The sequence below is a fragment of the Streptomyces albireticuli genome, from assembly GCF_021228125.1.
In the GTDB taxonomy this organism is placed as follows: Bacteria; Actinomycetota; Actinomycetes; order Streptomycetales; family Streptomycetaceae; genus Streptomyces; species Streptomyces albireticuli.
The window spans coordinates 1-17,177 of record NZ_JAJQQS010000024.1 but is presented as its reverse complement, the minus strand read 5'-3'; the positions used below and the strand labels follow the sequence as shown (position 1 = coordinate 17,177).

The window sequence follows — 17,177 nt, the reverse complement described above, 5'->3', positions numbered from 1 at the left end:
CGGCCTGAGGGTCAACGGTCGGTGAAAACCAATTCGTACTTGTGCCCGGCCCCGGCAGCACGGCGGCGCCTACTCACCCCGCCGCTCGTGCAGGGCGGACTCCCGGCAGGCCTGCCACGGGGCGGCCAGCTCCTCGATCAAGCCTCCGAGATGCGCGCGAGAGACGCCGGTGAAGGCAGGATGGGACGCGGCCGCACGGGCCCAGGCTGATCTCGCAGTCGACCAAACCCGTGCAGCACTCATCAGGTTTCGGAGCGGCTCCAGGCCGATGTCTGATTGCCGCCAGCACGGGGACGAGTATGTGCGGATGCTGGAGCCATGACCACGACTTATGAGGTGCGGGCCATCGATCCGGCCGTGCTGAAGCAGCTGAGAGAACAGGACGACGCCGGTTTCACCCGGGTACCCGTCACCGATCCGCAGGGCGGCGCCCCGCTGCGTTGCTGTCTGCGGCACAGCGGGGCAGGTGAGCAGATTGTCCTCGTCTCGTACGCGCCGTTGCGTCGCTGGGCGGTGGAGACCGGTGCTGAGCCTGGCCCGTACGACGAGTGCGGTCCGGTATTCGTCCACGCCGAGGAGTGCGGCGGGCCGACCTCCGGCCTCGGCTATCCGGCCGAACTCCACGGTGCGCGCCGGGTGCTACGCGCCTACAGCGCCCAGGGACACATCTTTGGCGGGAGACTGATCGAGATCCCCAAGGAGGAGGCCGGCGAGGTGAACGACGCGCTGCGCGATGTTTTTGCTGATCCGGCAGTGACACTGGTACATGTCCGGGCCGTGGAATTCGGCTGTTTCATGGTCGAGGTCCGCCGCCGGTAGGTGAGGCGGGGGGCCGGAAGACGGCGCGGGACGGCCAGCCCCAGGCGTACTGCCGACCTCGTCGTTAGCGGTGATCAAGCTCCGGTGAGAGGGGCAGGGGGCCCGAACCCCAGTGGGACCGGCCACCGGTCTGTTGGGGGGGGCGAAGAGGGCCCAGGATTCGAGCATGTGCCCCAATGCGGTTTATCCCCCACGACCTGGTGCAGGCTCAGCGCAACGGGAAGTCCATCCACCAAGCGCTTGCCGCACCCCACCCGGACAGGGCCACCGCGCTGCGCCGTCGGCTGTTGCGGGTGTCTGCCCGGATCTGGTGGCACCCGTTCTGGTCCAGCGGGCGGGGAGGGGCTTCGGCGGGCCCGGGTGGAGCTGCGCCGACAGGTGCGCGCGAACGAGCAGGTATGGGTGGCGTGGCTGTTTCCGGCGCCACGAACAGGCGCCGGTTTCGGCGTACGGGTGTCGCCGATACGGACCAGCGACGGCGTGCGGTTCAGGGGCTCAGTAGGGGTGTCCGGGCCAGTGCGGATCCTCCCAGCGGTCGACGCCGGTGAGGCCGAGGAGCCGTACGCGGTCGAGGAGCTCCTCAGGGGTGTCATGGGCCCGGAGCCGGGCGGGGGCATGGCGCACAAGCCAGGCTGTCAGCTCGGCACGTACGTCCTGGACGCGAAGGCAGAGGTATGCATGAAGCCCTGTTCATGGATAGCGCCGAAAACACGGACACCGTCACTACCGGCGACCACGACGGGTACGCCGCTGTGATCAACCTGCTCTGACCTCCCTCACACAGAGGTGCTGGAACTTCGACCAGCGCCGCCCTTGCACAAGCGAAGCACCCGGTATCGCATCGTCAGTGCGATCGGTCACTCACCTTCGGGAGCATCATCATGCGATTACGCCGCATCACCTTCTCGCTCTCCGCTCTCGCGGGGATCACCAGTCTCCTCCTGCCTGTCACCGCCATCGCTGCCCCCGTGGGAGCGTCGTCCGACCCGCCACCTCCGCAGTTCCGGCGGGTGAGTCTGACGGCTGACGGTGCACAGGCCAACGGGAGCTCGAAGGACCTGGTGCTGAGCGGGGACGGAAGAACGGCCGTGTTCACCTCCGACGCGGCAGACCTCGTCTCCAGCGCGGCCGGGGACGGCGTGAGCCAGGCCTACGCCAGGCCGCTACGGTCCGGGAAACCCGAGCGGGTCAGTCAGTCCTCCGACGGCGCTCCGGGCGACGCCCCTTCCCAGAACCCCGCCGTCAGCGGCGACGGGCGCTATGTCGTCTTCGACAGCGCGAGCTCGAATCTGGACCCCCGGGACGCCAACTCCGACGAGGACGTCTTCGTCCATGACCGCGTCACGGGCCGCACCTCGCTCCTGACACCTCCTCCCGCCGCTGCCGGAGCCTCCGGAAACAGTGGGCACGCCGCCATCAGCGCCGACGGACGCTACGTCGCCTTCCAGTCCTCCCGCGAAGACCTGGTACCCGGCGACACCAACGGCCGGGTCGACGTCTTCGTGCAGGACCGGTGGGCCCACACCATCAAGAAGGTGAGCGGCCGCCAGGACGGCAGCCAGTCCGTCGACGCCTCGTCAGGCCCGACCATGAGCGCAGACGGCAACCTGATCGGATTCCGCACAGGCGCCCGCAACGTATCCGACCGACCCGATCCTGAGCCGGAGTCAGCCGGCCCGACCACCTATCGGTCGCACATGTTCGCGTACTTCAACATGCGCACCGGCAAGCTCGCACAGGCCGGATACACACCCGACGGCACCATGGCCGTCGTCCTCTACGACGACTACGCGTTCTCCCCCGACGGCCGCTACGCCGTTTACGCGGCCGCCGGACTGATCCCCACCTCACCGCCCGAAGCATCGCGAGCCTCCTGTACGCTTTTCAAGCGCTACAAGACAGACATCTACGTCCGTGACCTCAAGACGAACACCGTCCGGCTGATCACCACACCCGTCGACGGCACCGCGACCGCGAACTCCGACTCGGTCCACCCCCGCATCAGCGGGGACAACCGCACGGTCGTCTTCAGCTCCAAGGCGTCCAACCTGGTGCCGGGCGACACCAACGGACAGAGCGACGTCTTCGCGCACGACCTCCGCACCGGAAGCACCCGGCGGATCAGTGTGCGCCCCGACGGCGGTCAGCTCACCGAGGCGTCGTACACCCCGGTCATCGGCTGGAACCGCACGGTGGGTTTCACCAGCGACAGTGCGGACCTGGTCGCGGGTGACACCAACGCGTCAAGTGACGTGTTCGCCGGACGACTTGGATAGACACGCTCTCGCACCCATGCCGCACGCCCGCCCGGAGGGAGTCCCCTGGCCGCCGCGCTAAGGCGGGGAAAGACATCCAGATACTTCTGCTGTCCGGCGGCGCTCACGGGTGAAATAGCCTGCGTGGTGTGGAGGTTGGTGACAGCAGAGCCTCTTGGTATCAGAGTTTCGACCTCATTCGACACTGGTGCCAAGGGGCTTTCGCTGTTCGCATACCCTTCCCTACTACTCGGCGCCCCCATGATCCGTCTCCTTCGCCGTTCGCGGTGACGTTCGGCGCGAACGCACCTGCCGGGACGGCAGCGCGCGGTGTTTGCCGCGTTGCCGCGGCGGAAGGACCAGATCGGAGGGGTCACGATCGGCGTGTATCACGTCGATCCACTGCCGCGCCCAGTGGGCTTGCCGATGCTCCGCGGGCATGGCGGCATAGCCTTGCCCGATCTCGCGCTGGGCCGCGGCGGTACGACCCAGCGCGAGCATCGCCACACCTCGGCGTAGGACCAGCCATCCCGGTGTGTACCAGTAGGCACCGACCGGTAAGTCCGAGAAATCGACCGTTCCGGCCAGCCGATCGGCTTCCAGCAGCAGGCGGTCGGCCTCACGGGCCTCCCCCGCGTGCGCGAGCGCCCGCGCCTGCTGTCCGCTGTCGTAGGCCCTCAGCGCCGGGTGGGCACGGCTGTCACGACGGGCGGCGTCGAACATGGACGCCGCGGCGGCAGGACTGCCCCATACCAGCTCCAGCACACCCCGATAGCTCATCGTGCGCTCGATGCGGTCAGGTGCTCGTGACTCGTAGGCGTAGGCCACCGCGCTGTCCAGCGCCTGCTCCGCCGCCCCGTACCGCCCGGCCAGAAAGTGGCACCAGCCCAGGTACGCGGCGCCCATGGCGGCCGCCCCGATCGCCGGGGCCCGCAGGGCGTAAGGCGCGTCCTTGGCCGTCTGGACGGCCATCTCGGTCCGCGCGGCCACCATCGGCGTGACGTCCGCCGAAGAGGACACGTCCTCCAGCTTGCGCAATCGGACGAGCCCTGACTCCACCTCAAGGATCGTCGCCTTGTCCACCAGGCCCGGCCTGCGGGCCTGGAATGCGGCGCGGTCCGGGTCGGCCGGAACGAGGGAGGCCAGCGCGCCCCCCGGCCGCGAGGGCCTCGTCGAGCAGCCCGGCCAGCGCCGGATCGGGCATCCGGTCACCCGACTCGAAGCGACTGATGGTCGGCTGGGACACGAACACCTTCGCCGCCAGATCCGGCTGGGACATGCCCGCGCGCCGGAGCAGAAGCCGCAACGTCCGTCCGAAAGAAGTCATACCCGCCACCTCGCGCTGAGCCGCCCACCCGGCTGTCCGCATGCCGCCGCCGGAGCCTACTCGGGACGCCGTGTCCCCGGAACGGGTTCGGTCTCCCCCTTCCGCGGCAGCAAGTGGCCCAGGTCCTGGCGCGGTGCGGGCGGCCAGGTCCGTCGCGCGCGGCAGCACGGCCTTCTCGTAGACCCGTACCGCGGCGTCGGTCTCCGGGTGGGCAACGAGGGCCAGGGCGAGTTCGGTGCCGTCGAGAAGGGCGAGGTCGGTGCCGACGCCGAGCGGCGGCATCAGCTGGGCGGCGCCGCCGACGTATCGGTGACCACGGGCCCAGCGCGTGTGCCGGGGATCGGGAGCCTGCGTCAGAAGATCACAGCGATCTTTCCTTCCAGGCCGCCTTGGAGGAAGCGGGCATGTGCGGCGTGGATCTCTTGGAGACCGAAGGTGGAGTGCACGCGCAGCCGCAGGGAGCCGTCGTCGACGAGCTTGGTCAGCTCGTCCAGCCCCGCGCCGTCCTCGCGTACCTGGTTGACGGTGGTACGGACACCGCGGGAGGACAGGTCGGGGACCGGGCCGGCTTGGGTGGCGATCGACGCGTACCGGCCGCCATCGGCCACCGCCTCGGTCACGAACGCCCCGAAGGTGTCGAAGACCGCGTCATAGTGACGGTCTTGCAGAGCGTTACGGTCGGTGGTGACGAGGTCGGCGCCGTGGTCGTGGGCGAAGGCGACCTGCGCATCCCGGGAGACCAGCGCATCGACCTTGGCGCCGCGGGCGCGGGCGATCTGCAGCGCCAACCCGCCGACGGCCCCCGCGGCACCAGTGATCAGCAGCCGCTCGCCGGCCTTGACCGCCAGCCAGTCCAGCGTCTGCAAGGCCGTCAGCCCGGGGAGCGGCAACGTCGCGGCCTCGGCCAGGCTGACGGACCGCGGAGCGGCGGCGACTGCCTGTGCGGGAAGAACGACCAAGTCGGCCCAGGTTCCTCGGCCGGCGGTGAGTTGGTGCGACATGGCAATGACGCGTTCACCGGCGCGCAGCCCGGTGCCGCCGCCGTCGACGACGATGCCGGCCAGGTCCCAGCCGAGCGTCATCGGCAGTGGCGGTGTTCCTTCACCGATGGCTCCCTCCCGTGTCTTGTCGTCGACGGGATTGATGCTGGTCGCAACGGTCCGGATCAGCACCTCTCCCGGACCGGGCTCGGGCTCGGGAACATCGATGATGCCAAGGATGTCAGAGGTACCGAAGCGATCGATCTGTATGGCGCGCACGAAAAGCCCTTCACATGATTGGTCTGACAGCGGGGCTCAACACCAGTGATGATCAAGGAATTCCCGATGCGGCTCAGGCCCGCACGCCGGCTGGTTGACCGGCTACCTTCGTTGTTGTCCACGGCAACCGAGCGAGGCCTCAAGTGCCCTTACGGTGGAGGAGACCCCGGCACTGCGCGAGTACGCCCACCGGATGTGGGTGCATCACGTGAGGGAAAACGCCACGACCTGGGCCAGACACTCGGGGCCGGATTCGTTGTGGCTCCGACGGGAGGGGAAGCCATGCCGGGCCTGGAGACCGGGGCTCGTTGCGGGGCTTCGGAGAGGGCGACGGGAGGGGGGCCATCGGCAGTAGAGGGTGCACGCCGGTCCGGCTCGGTGTGGGTGGGGTTGAGGGCGACGGTGAGGTGGTGGCGCAGCAGGGGGCCGAGTCTGCGGTCGACCAGGCGGTCCAGTGCGGCGGCCAGCAGCAGTGAGAAGAGGAGTCCGAGGGCGATGGACGGGAGCAGGCCGAGGCCGGGGGCGATCTTGAGGACGCCGCGGGCGACGGGTATGCCCAGGCTCTGGTGGAGCAGGTAGAAGGGGTAGGTCAGAGCGCCCGCGTAGACCAGGGACCGCCACCTGAGGTGGCGCAGCGGGCCGGGGCCGGCCAGAGCGAGCAGTACGAGGAAGCCGGTGAGGACGGCCGCGCTGACCGCCCAGCTGGGACTGGGTCCTCGGGCGGCGGGGATGGCGTGTGAGGCGATCCGGTCCTGCAGAACGGTCAGGGTGTAGCACCAGGCGAAGCCGGTCAGGAGCCACAGGAGCAGGTTGGGGCCGAAGCGGTACATCAGGTAGAGCGCGATACCGGCCACGAAGAGCCCGGCGTACCGGCTGAGCAGGAACTCGTCCAGGACGGCGGAGTCGAGTTCGCGGCCTATGGCTGCCAGGGTGAGCCAGAGGAAGCCGAAGGCTATGACGCGCCGGTAGGTCAAGCCGATCAGCAGCAGCACGCCCATGAGCAGGTAGAAGCGCGCTTCCACCCATAGCGTCCAGGCGACGCCCGCGGTGAGGTCCAGGCCGAGCGGGCCGGGGATCATCGTCAGGTTGCCGAGCGTGGTGCGCAGGTCTGTGGGTGCCCCTGACCGCTGTCCGGCGAGCACGGTGACGGTGCCGGCGGCGACGATGATCAGGACGACGGCCCAGTAGAGCGGGAAGAGCCGGGCGATGCGGGAGACCGCGAACTGCGCCGGGGTGCGGCCCCAGCAGCTCATGCAGATGGCGAAGCCACTGATCAGGAAGAACGCCTCGACGCCGAGCCAGCCGTAGCCGCTGATCGCGTGGAGCAGCGGTGCTGCTTGCGGCAGGTCGTAGGCCTCGCCCCAGAAGCGGGGGGTCGGGGTGCCCACGTAGTGGTAGGCCGCCACGGCTGCCGCTGCCAGCAGCCGCAGCCCGTCGACCGCGGCCAGGCGCCCGCCCCTGGCTGAGGCCCGGCCTTGAACACGGTGTCGGCGTTGATGGCGATCGCCTCGACAACCGCCCTGGCCGTCGGCATCTTGCCCCCGACCTTCAGCGGGCCCAAGCGCAGCGCCTGTTTGGTCTGCAGCACCATCTGCGCGTAGGGCGCTACGCCACTTCCTTGATCGATTCGACACTTGCACACTTCCACACTTCCATGCTTCCACTATGTGAATAGTGAAAGCATGGAAGTGAAGGACCTCCACTGTCAAACGAGGGCGTCGCCAGGCAACCGGCGGGAGCGCGATGATCTTGATGGGGTATCGCCGAAGACGATCGGGCTGTACGGCTCTACCGCCGGCTCCCGCTCTCCTTCGTAAGGCTGAGAGGGTGGCCGCGTCCTGGCCCGCGACGGCGACGGCCCCCGGCAGCGGCGCGGGTCGGTAGCGTCACCGGCGCGTCTCTTTTTCGTCTGCCACTCCGTGCCGTCGCATGCTGTGATGGCGTCGATAGTCACTCGGTGCACTACTGCCCCGCCAGGGGCCTGCTCCGCTGCCGGCACGAAGGCCACCGCATAGACCGATTCCCTCTGCCATTTCTCGCCCCTGGCTGGGGGGGGCGCCTCCGGAAGGGCCGACCGTCGACGAAGAGTGTGTGGATGTTCCCCGGACCCGGTGCTCACACGGCGGGAACCTTGGGATGGGTGGCCGTTCACCCGGCGAGGCTGGTGACGTTGAAGACCGTCGACAGTGTCGCCGCTTCCCACGGGTGGGGGGCAGTGTCGCCCCTTCTTCTCGGTGAAGAGCCACAGGGGCAGGTACACGACGGGCATCAGTGGCTGGGGTTCTTCGCGACATCCTTAGTAGTCGCGGAGCAGCTCCAGGAGGCCGGCGCGCGGTGCGGCGCGGTGGTCGGCCACAGTGGCGGTGAGATCACCGCGCTGGTCACGGCCGGGTGCCTGTCGGTGGAGGACGGGGCGCGGGTTCTGGCGGAGCGCACGGCTGCGGTGGAGGCGGCGGCGCTGACAGCCGGCGCGATGACGGTGGTCGATGTCCCCGCGTGGCGCGCTCGCGCGTTGTGCGAGGTGGTCGACCGGGTCACGCTGAGTGTGGCGGTCGACAACGGGCCGCGCCGGACGGTGGTCTCCAATGAAGAGGGCCCGGTGAAGCGGTTCGAGGCGGCGGCGCTCGCGCTCGGGATCAGGACGAGCCGCCTGTGGCCCCCGCATTCGTACCACCATCCGCGTCTGGGGCCCGCGAACAAAGCCTTGTCGCGGGCGGTTGCGGACATCGAGGTGCGTGCGCCGAGGGTGCGGGGGTACTCGCCGCAGCTGGGCCGCTACATCCGCACCGTCGATGACGTGTGGGGGCTGATCCACGGGATGCTGACGCTGCCTGTCGGCTTCCGTGACGCCCTCGGGGTGCTGCACGACGACGGATTCGAGGAGTTCGTGGAGGTCGGTGCGAAACAGCTGATGTGCGAGGCGGTACGCGGCACCCTGCCCGCCTCGGTTCGGACGGTGGCCACGCTGCCGGGTCAGGCGCAAGCGAGGCAGTTCCCGCGACTGGCCCAGGCACTGGCGGTCGGCGGTATCCCGGACGGTGATGCCGGACCGGTGGAGGAATCCGCACAGGTGCGATCCCCACTGCCCCCACTGCCCCCACTGCGGGAGCCGGCTGCCCCCGTACCGCAGACCGCCCCGGCCCCGATCGCCCCGTCGTTACGCCCGCCGTCCGAAGCCCCCCTCGTGGCCGCGCCGCAGAAGAACCAGGAAGCACGAGGTACGGGCGAGGTCCGGGAGGTGGTGCGACGCCGGTTCGCCGACATGCTCGGCTACCCGATCGAGATCATCGAGGACGACACAGAGCTCGAAGCCGAGCTCGGGGTGTCGTCGGTGAAAAAGACGAAGGCCGTGGTGGCGCTCCTCGATCACTACGGGCTCGCCACGCCGTCCTCCCAGTTGCCGATCGGCTCCGCGCGCACAGTCGCGCAGATCGCGGACTTCCTCACCTCACTCCCGGTGGACAGCCGGTGACGGCCTGCCCGGTCGCGGTGGTCGGCATGGGCGCGGTCGTACCCGGCGCGTCCGGTCCCCAGCAACTGTGGCAGATCCTCGCCGAAGACCGCCCGCAGTTCAGCAGCCCGGCCCGCTTCGACCTCGAAACGGTCTACGCCGGTGACCCCGGGCTGGCCGACCCCGACCGTCACCGCAGGGGCGGCTACATCCACTCCTTCCAACCGCACCCGAAACTCGGCGTGGAGCTCGCATCCGGACGGTGGTCGGCCGCGGACACCGAGACGGTGTGGCTGCGTCATTGCCTCTACCAAGCCCTTGACACGACGGCCGTCGCGTCGACAGCGCGGCTGGGGACGTATGTGGGGCTGTTCCCCACCGGGTTGCTGGCGCTGGAGGAGACGCTGATCGTCTCCTGCACGACCGATGCGCTCACCCGGCACCTGCCGGACGAGGTGCGGGAGAAGCGTGCCGAACGGATCCGGCGCGTCCTGGCCAAGACCTATCCGCTGGCCACCGACGCCCCCGAGTCGGTACGCGGACATGTGGTGGTGCGCCGCGCGCTGGACGGTCTCGTTCCCGAGGGGTCCGACCGGCTGACCTTGTCGGCAGCGTGCGCCTCCGGCCTGTACGTGGTCGACCTGGGAATCCGCCGGCTTGCGTCGGGAGCGTGCGACGTGGCGCTGTGCGGCGGGCTGAACGGCATCGTGCGGGCGGTGGCGCTGGCCCAAGCGCAGTTCGACGGGGTGTCGGCGCGGCGGGACCTTCGGGCGTTCGACGCGGACGCGTCCGGGACGGTGTTCTCCGAAGGAGCGACCGTCGTGGCACTCAAACGCCTTCAGGACGCCGAACGGGACGGCGACACCGTGTTCGCTGTGATCACCGGGTCGGGAATCGCCGGAGACGGCCGGGGCAAGGCCTTCGCCGCACCGAATCCGGCCGGACTGCGCCGTGCCGTCGAGAGGGCATGGCGGGATGCCGGGATCAGCGGCGCGGATCCGGACTGGATCATCGGGCACGGCACGGGCACGTTCGCCGGTGACAGCACCGAATTGGAAACGCTCGGCTCTCTGGCGACATCGCCGACGTGGTGTACGTCGAACAAGTCACTGATCGGCCACACCGGCTGGGCGGCGGGCGGCGTATCGCTGATCCAGGCGTGCGGTGCCCTCGCCCAGGAAGTGATACCTGCACAGAGGCAGTTCAGCCGTCCGCATCCGGCACTGGCCGGAACGGATCTACGGGTGCCGGCCGGCGAAGTGGCGTGGCCCGGATCCAAAAGCGGCGTGCGCAGGGCCGGGATCAACGGGATGGGGCTGGGCGGCGTGAACGCCCACCTGGTCGTACAGGACCGTGCCCCTCTGCCGGAGGCCACTCGGCAGCGGCCCGCCGCGGAGCGGGTGATGGTGTGCGGGTGGTCGGCGCACCTTCCCGGCCTCGCGACAGCCGACGAGGTGAGGAGGTGGCTCGACGGCGACGGCGGCGAACCGGGGCAGCACTTCGGGCACACATACCCGGCGTCCGCGTTCGACGTCACCAGGCTCCCGCCGGTCACGACCTCGGTGATCGACCGCACCCATCTGCTCGCCCTCGACGTCGCGCACCGTTTCGTGACGGAGCACGGCCGGCTGCGGGAGAGGCACCGGGAGACGACAGGCGTCTTCTGCGCCCAGTCCGGTGTCACACGCGGCTGGCAGGACATGACCCTGCGGGCTGTCGCCGGCGAACTGGAAAGCCTCCCCCTCGACGAGGACGACGCCGCGCGGCTCGGTACCTTCCTGCAGCAGGTCCGTGAGCGGCAGCCTGTCACCGACGACAGCTTCGCCGGGAGTGAGACGACGATCGCGGCGAACCGTATAGCGAACCGATGGGACTTGCACGGGCCCACCATGACCATCGACACCGGTGGCAGTTCGGCGCTGGTGGCACTCCGCACGGCGGTGGACTATCTGAGCACCGCGTGCCTGGACGTAGCCGTGGTCGTCGCCTTGAACGAGGCGTCCAGCGACCAGGCCCAGGTCATGTCCGGGACGCCGAAGCCCGGCGAAGGAGCCTTCCTCGTGGTCCTGGCCCGGGAGGACGCGGCGCGGGAGGCCGGGCTGCCGGTGATCGCCGCGCTGTCCTGCGACGACACAGGCGGCTCGGAGACCGGACGGACCGGATGGGACTACGGCGGCGCGCAAGGCGCTCTGGAGATCATCCGGACTCTTCACACAGGCACGCGTGGAGAGGTCTCGGCGGTCGACCCGCACGTCAGAGTGACAGTCGAACCCACTACGACGACCGGCCGGGAGCCCGGCGTACCGCGCCGGTGGGCGACGCTGCTGCGCCGCGCCGATCTTCACGGCACTGCCGGAGCACGGCCTCCTGTGCCGGACGTGGTACTGACCAACACGACTGCCTTGGAATCGCGGTTCAGCACGCTGCTGCGGGCCGCGGCGGTGATGTGCACCGGCCCCGAGGCCGCCGGCGGGAAGCCGGTCGGGGCGTTGCCCGGCCGTACCGGGGGCGCGCACCTCCTGATCGCCGCCGACACACGCTGCCGGCAAGGGGTGGACGAGCTACTGGAAGCCGCCGTAGCGACCGTGCAGGAGCTGGACAGCGACGGCAGCGGGGCGTCGTACGTGTCACTGCTGGTCTTCGACGATCTGGTCGACATGGCGAAGACAGCGGAGACGGGGCTGTTCACCGGCTTCGGCCGGGCCTTGGCGAAGGAACTGCCCGACGGGCAGGTGCGCCTAGTGGTCACCGACAGCGATGCGGATGCCGGTCTCGCGTTCCTCCTGGACGAGTACGCGCATCCACGCGAGCAGCCGGTCTCGTACCGGCGCGGCGGCCTGCGTCACGTGGAGGTGTTCTGCCCCGCCCCGCTTCCCCCGGCCGGACGGATGCCGTGGGTCCTCGGCGATGAGCCGCTGGTCGTCGCGGTCGGCGGCACCCGCGGCATCACGGCGGCCGTCCTGAAAGATCTCGCTTCCCGCTGCCGCCCCCGCTTGTGGATCATGGGCCGCAGCGATCCCGACGAGATCCCCGCAGCGATCCACGGAGCGCGGGAGGAGGACGAGGACCGGCTCCGCGGCGCCTTCATCACCGACCGGGTCAGGAACACACCGGGGGTGGGAGCGGGCGAGGCGCTGAGGGAGTTCGAGCGCGCGTGGAACGCCCGTGAGTGCCGCGCCACGCTCGCCGGCCTGCGGGCGATACTCGGTGACGACCGGGTCACGTACGTGCGCTGCGACGTGGGCGACCCGGCAGCCGTGGCCCGGGCGGCGCGCCGTGTGATCACCGAGTCGGGAACGCCGGACCTGCTGCTCCACGCGGCGTGCCACCAGCAGGCGGCCAAGGTGGTCGACAAGCCCCTCACGGCTTTCCGTGCCGGCATCCGGGCGAAGGTGGACGGCTACCGAAACCTGCGGGCCGCCTTCGCCGGCGCCGTGCCCCGCCGGTGGGTGAACTTCGGATCCGCGCTCGGCGCGGTCGGATTCCCCGGGGAGACGGACTACTGTGCCGCGAACGACTATCTCGCCGCCGAGGCGCGCATGGAGCAGCGCGTGTACGGGCGGCGGATGGTGACGGTCGGCTGGGGGCTGTGGGAGGACAGCGGGAAGGTGTCCGCGCCGAAGCACCGGGAGCGGCTGGCGGATTTCGGGATCGTGCGCGGGATGAGCGACCGCGAGGGCTGCGAGGCGTTGTGGGCGGAGATCGCCGCTGCCTGCTCGGCGGAGGCGGCCCCCGTGTACGCGACCGGCAGCGAACTCGGCGCCGTCGGGCAGGACACGGGGGCCGACGGCCCGGTGGGACTGCTCGGCGATCCGGTCGCCGCTGACGCGACATCGGCGGAATGGTCGTGGCTTCCCTCCGCACAGGTCGTGGCAGCCGCCGAAGAGCACCTGGTCGGCGGGCGACCGGTGGTCCCGGGAATGCTGCTGGTCGCGCTCGGCGTGGAAGCCGGATCGTTCCTGCTTCCCGGCGTCGAGATCGGCACCGCCCGCGATGTGCGATTCGAAGAGCCGGTGACCGTGGGGAACGGTCAGGAACGCCCGTACCGCGTCGAGGCTCACGTGACACGGCCCGGCCGAACGGTTCGGGTCCGTGTCCTGTCCGATGTGGTCACCCGCAAGGGGGTCCTGGTCCGAAAGGACCGTCTCCACGCCGTGATGGACATCGCGGCCCGGACGCCGCCCGCCCCGGTGCCGCAGCCGGTATCCGGGCCGGTGGTGGCACACGACGACCCCTACACGGTCCCGGGCGCCTCCGTGCACTTGACGGGGGTGTTCCGCAACATCGACCGGCTGTACAGCGGCCCGGCTGACGCGCACGGCGTGTGGCGGCAGATCGCCCCCGCCGGCGGCACGATGGCGCGGGCCCGCGTTCCGGTGCTCCTGCTGGACGCCCTGGGACGTCTGTCGGTGTTTCCCATGGACGCCCCCGGTCTGGTGACGCTGAAGGTTCCGCTCGGCGTCGCCGAGATCAACTGGTTCACTCCCCTGTCCGACGCCCGGATCGCCGCCGCTTGGCCGACAGGTGTGGAACTGCGCCGCTGCTTCGCCCCTGGCCGACCGGACGAGAACATAGCCGTCGCACCGGACGGGACCGTGCTGGCCCGCGTCAGCGGCGTGATCCCCCACGACATGGAACAGGTACGCGTCACGATGCACCCTCGGGCCGGAGCGTCGGCGCGGACGGACGCCCCGCCCCTGCCGCACGGCGAACACGCCGCAAACCCGGTGGTCCGGCCGGGCATCCCCGCCACAGGCGGCCTGGCGTACTACGAGATGGAACACGTCGTCACCTTCGGCGAGATCTCCTCCTCCGGGATCGTGTACTTCGCGAAGTACATCGAGTGGATGGGCGAGTGCCGCGAACGGTTCGCCTTCGAGGCGTTCCCCGAGTACATGGCCGCCTGCCAGGCCGGTGCCGAGCTCATGCGCACCGCGGAGGCGTCGTGCGAGTACCTGGGTGAGCTGCGGGTCAACGACCGGGCCTTGGTGCGGATGACGACGGTACGCGCCGACATGACGTTCATGACCAGCCGGTTCTCCGTCTTCCGCGCCAACCCCGGAGAGACCGAACAACTCGTCGCCCGAGGTGAGCAGATCCTGGCGTCCACACTGCCTGATGCCGCCGACCCGGCCATCACACACCCCGCGCCGTGGCGGCCGGAGGTGCTGGAGCGCATCGCCGCGATGGGCGCGGACACCAGCCGTGCGCTGCGCCCCCGGGACGGAATCGCAGACGAACCGTGAACGGTCCCGCCGTCGCCCCGCGGGGCGGTGGTGTCGAAGACGGGCCGGTCGTTGTGACCGGCCGGACAGGAGGACGGACATGGACGAGAACGGTGTATGTCCCGTGACCGCCGCCACCGGAACCGGTGGCGGGGCGCGAGTGAAAGACCTTCCGACGGCCCCGATGAACATCAAGGCCGGCACGGAGTTCTTCCAGATCGTCCTCCAGAGGGCCGGGGACATCAGTGACCGGTGGATCGAGAAAGGTGAGGTGTTCCGGTTTCCTTTCCCCCGTGTGCCGTGGCCGCTGAGCATCGCCGTTCACGCATACGCGGACGGCTGGACCGCCGAGGCGGTTTCGGTGAACTCCGCGCGGCTGGCCCGGGAGCTGTACACGCGCCGCCTCGCGGCACTGGACCAGGAGGACGGCAAGAAAAGCCTGTCATTCGTACTGGGGGCGCAGTCGCCCTTCCTGCTGAGGGGGCCGGAGCACGCACAAGTGCGCAGGGCGATGGCATCGGACCTGACACCGCAGGCAGTGGAGCGGTACCGGAAGACGAGCGTAGCGGTGGTCGACCGGATGATCGACGCCCTGCCGTTGGGCGAGGAGGTGCTGATGCACGACTTCTACTCGCGGGTGACGCAGGAGATCATCCTGAGGGTCGTGCTGGGCCTGGACGACGGGGCTGAACTGGAAGAGTTCAAGAAGCTGCTGTACGCGGTCGGGTCTCACATCACGCCAAGCGTGAAGCGACTGCCCGGCTACATGGCATCGGCGGCGTTCACCATGACGGCGCTGTCCGGGAAGGCGCTGGGAGATCGCACCGATACCGCCCTCCGAGCGGTATCGCCGCGCGCGTGGTGGATGAAGAGGCACGCGGACCGGCTGCTGTACCGCAGGATCCGCGAACTTCGTGCGAAGCCGAACGACTCGATGGCCTCGCGCATCATCGCGTTCGCGGAGACACAGTCCCCGGCATGGACGGACCGCCGCATCCGGGACACGCTCAGCTCCCTGCTGATGGCCGGCCATGACACGAGTGTCAACGCGTACTCCTGGGCGACGGACTACCTGCTGCACGACGCCCGCGCCCGTGAGCTGCTGGTGACCGAGGCCCGGCAAGGGGTGTCGGACCGCTACATGCGAGCGGTGAATCTGGAAGCGCTCAGGTTACGGCCGCCGGTATGGGGGCTCGTCCCCGTCGCGGACCACGATTTCGAGCTCGGCGGCTACCGGATCCGCAAGGGGTCGGTGGTGTTTGTCGCCGCCTCGGCCGTCAACTGCGACCCGGCAGTGTACGAGGATCCGTATCGGTTCAAGCCGGAGCGGTTTCTCGACGTGGAGCCGGACGCCCCGTACGGGTTCATCACGTTCGGCGCGGGCAGGCACCGTTGTCCGGGAACGGCGTTCTACGACACGGAGTCCCGGCTGGTGCTGCACCGCGTGTTCGGGCGGCTCGAAATGGAGCCGGTACTGCCGCAGGTCGGCACGACGGCGATGTCGTTCGCGATGCTCAACCGGCCCGCTGAGAGGACACCAGTGATCGTGCGGGCGCGTGTGCCTGCCGACGGCGTGCCGTGGTACCGGCCGGTGCGAGGCGAGGCCGTCGCCGGCCGGCCGACTGGGTGACTGGTCGAGATCAGGGCTGCCCGTCCGGGCCCGGCCGCGCGCCGGCAGCTCGGTCCGCGCGGGTCCGTACTCCCAGGTGGCGAACCCGTGGGTCCAGCTTCCCCAGGGGAGCCCGCCGGGCGGGCAGGGTGTTGCCGCTGCGGGCCGGGCTTCCGCCGGGTGTGTGGACGGGGGCGAGGCCTGCCCGCGCTCGAGCTCACCGCGAGCGCGGTGGTGACGGAACGGCAGACGGAGCTGCTGTTCGGGGAAGGCCGACACCCGGACGCCGACCGCATCGAGCCCGCGCTCCTGGGCACCGGCGCCGAGGCGGCCACGGCGAGGCGGACCACCGCCGGAGGGAACCTTTCCGAATGGAGCGGCATCTGGCCTGGTGTGAGTTTCTGGATGCTGTTCTTCGGGCTGTTCCTCATGGGCGGGTGGGCAGTAGCCGCCGGTGCACTGGGGTACGCCGTCGCTGTGCTGGTGCGTATCTGGCCGCAGGATTGGCTGCGCCAGCACGGGCACGCGGCCGTACGGCTGCTGGTGCCGACGCCCGCGTACCTGCGCTTCGACGTGGCACTCGCCGTGCTGGCCGTCCTGGTCGACCTGTGGCTCGTGTCGGGGGCGATCGTGTTCGGGGCGGACGGCATTTTCACCGAGGACTGGATGGGATACCCCGGCATGACGGATCCCACCGGGCAGGGATATCAGGCCGCAGTGGTGAGCGTGCTGCGTACGACGGCATGGTGGACTTTCGGGATCGCTGTCCTATGCCGGTGCTGGATCACGGCCGGCATACAGGTGAGCGTCCTGCCGCTGGCAGCCTGGTGGATCGGATCTTTCGAGACCTACTACACCTGAGCTCGTACCTTATCCCCTGGCGAACCTCGTCATCGCAATACGCCGCGGACTAGGCCACTTTTCCAGGCATTTGCCGGACGTTGAGGAGGCCTTCGTCTGGTCAGATGTACCGCAGCTGGGGCAGGTGCTGGCAGGCCTGCCCATGCCGCAGGCCGCCGAAGGGCGCCTGGTGCTCGCGGTGGTCATCAGCCAGGAGTTCTGGTTCGCCCGGTCGGGCATAGGGAAAGGGGGCGGCGGCACCCCTTGTGCGGGGTGCCGCCGCCCCCTTTCGTACAGCAGGAGCGGGTTGGGCTGGGCCGGTTCAGTAGGCCGAGTTGACGTTGTCCATCGAGCCGTACTTGTCGGCCGCGTAGTTGCAGGACGCGGCGATG

Annotated in this window: 12 protein-coding genes and 1 pseudogene; 7 read left to right on the top strand and 6 right to left on the bottom strand. The window is 69.7% G+C overall.

All coding sequences use genetic code 11. The features are described from left to right. Positions 1-318 precede the first annotated feature (318 nt). Entirely contained in the window at positions 319-819 is a 501-nt protein-coding gene (locus LUZ64_RS32400; protein WP_095584578.1) for a DUF1203 domain-containing protein, read from the top strand. A 176-nt stretch (positions 820-995) separates the two neighbouring features. Continuing rightward, positions 996-1,367 (top strand): DUF8825 domain-containing protein, encoded by a 372-nt coding sequence (locus LUZ64_RS38200; protein ID WP_504954142.1) that lies wholly within the window; start codon positions 996-998, stop codon positions 1,365-1,367. Here LUZ64_RS38200 and LUZ64_RS37345 read toward each other — a convergent pair. Next, on the bottom strand, positions 1,315-1,443 hold the full coding sequence (locus LUZ64_RS37345; protein ID WP_267897226.1) for a hypothetical protein: 129 nt from the start codon (positions 1,441-1,443) through the stop codon (positions 1,315-1,317). The two genes, LUZ64_RS38200 and LUZ64_RS37345, sit on opposite strands and share 53 nt — an antisense overlap. 257 nt (positions 1,444-1,700) lie before the next feature. Between LUZ64_RS37345 and LUZ64_RS32395 the strand changes: the two genes are divergently transcribed. Next, positions 1,701-3,095, top strand: a complete 1,395-nt coding sequence (locus tag LUZ64_RS32395) for a TolB family protein (RefSeq protein WP_107426704.1) — start codon at positions 1,701-1,703, stop codon at positions 3,093-3,095. Between the two features lie 225 nt (positions 3,096-3,320). Here the strand turns inward: LUZ64_RS32395 and LUZ64_RS32390 are convergent, their stop codons facing one another. The 5 genes and pseudogenes from LUZ64_RS32390 to LUZ64_RS32375 all read right to left on the bottom strand — a co-directional run. Further along, the gene (locus LUZ64_RS32390) at positions 3,321-4,220 is read right to left on the bottom strand and encodes an NsdA family TPR-like regulatory protein (RefSeq protein ID WP_504954162.1); all 900 of its coding nucleotides are present in this window, start codon (positions 4,218-4,220) and stop codon (positions 3,321-3,323) included. Then, the gene (locus LUZ64_RS37890; RefSeq protein WP_372478759.1) at positions 4,135-4,401 is read right to left on the bottom strand and encodes a helix-turn-helix domain-containing protein; all 267 of its coding nucleotides are present in this window, start codon (positions 4,399-4,401) and stop codon (positions 4,135-4,137) included. Before LUZ64_RS37890 ends, LUZ64_RS32390 begins: the two co-directional genes overlap by 86 nt. A 353-nt stretch (positions 4,402-4,754) precedes the next feature. Then, on the bottom strand, positions 4,755-5,660 hold the full coding sequence (locus LUZ64_RS32385) for an NADP-dependent oxidoreductase (protein ID WP_095584574.1): 906 nt from the start codon (positions 5,658-5,660) through the stop codon (positions 4,755-4,757). A gap of 149 nt (positions 5,661-5,809) precedes the next feature. Continuing rightward, positions 5,810-7,108, bottom strand: a complete 1,299-nt coding sequence (locus tag LUZ64_RS32380) for an acyltransferase family protein (protein WP_267897227.1) — start codon at positions 7,106-7,108, stop codon at positions 5,810-5,812. Positions 7,109-7,131: 23 nt separating this feature from the next. After that, positions 7,132-7,251: pseudogene (locus LUZ64_RS32375) on the bottom strand (GntR family transcriptional regulator); the annotation flags it as partial. Between the two features lie 579 nt (positions 7,252-7,830). Here LUZ64_RS32375 and LUZ64_RS32370 point away from each other — a divergent pair. From LUZ64_RS32370 to LUZ64_RS32355, 4 genes are all read left to right on the top strand, one after another. Then, on the top strand, positions 7,831-9,132 hold the full coding sequence (locus LUZ64_RS32370) for an acyltransferase domain-containing protein (RefSeq protein WP_232399001.1): 1,302 nt from the start codon (positions 7,831-7,833) through the stop codon (positions 9,130-9,132). Beyond that, on the top strand, positions 9,129-14,357 hold the full coding sequence (locus LUZ64_RS32365; protein WP_095581949.1) for a beta-ketoacyl synthase N-terminal-like domain-containing protein: 5,229 nt from the start codon (positions 9,129-9,131) through the stop codon (positions 14,355-14,357). Before LUZ64_RS32370 ends, LUZ64_RS32365 begins: the two co-directional genes overlap by 4 nt. A 79-nt stretch (positions 14,358-14,436) precedes the next feature. After that, entirely contained in the window at positions 14,437-15,966 is a 1,530-nt protein-coding gene (locus tag LUZ64_RS32360; RefSeq protein ID WP_170116776.1) for a cytochrome P450, read from the top strand. Positions 15,967-16,176: 210 nt separating this feature from the next. Further along, positions 16,177-16,806: a hypothetical protein gene (locus tag LUZ64_RS32355; protein ID WP_372478758.1), complete on the top strand. Its 630-nt coding sequence runs from the start codon at positions 16,177-16,179 to the stop codon at positions 16,804-16,806. Positions 16,807-17,177 lie beyond the last annotated feature (371 nt).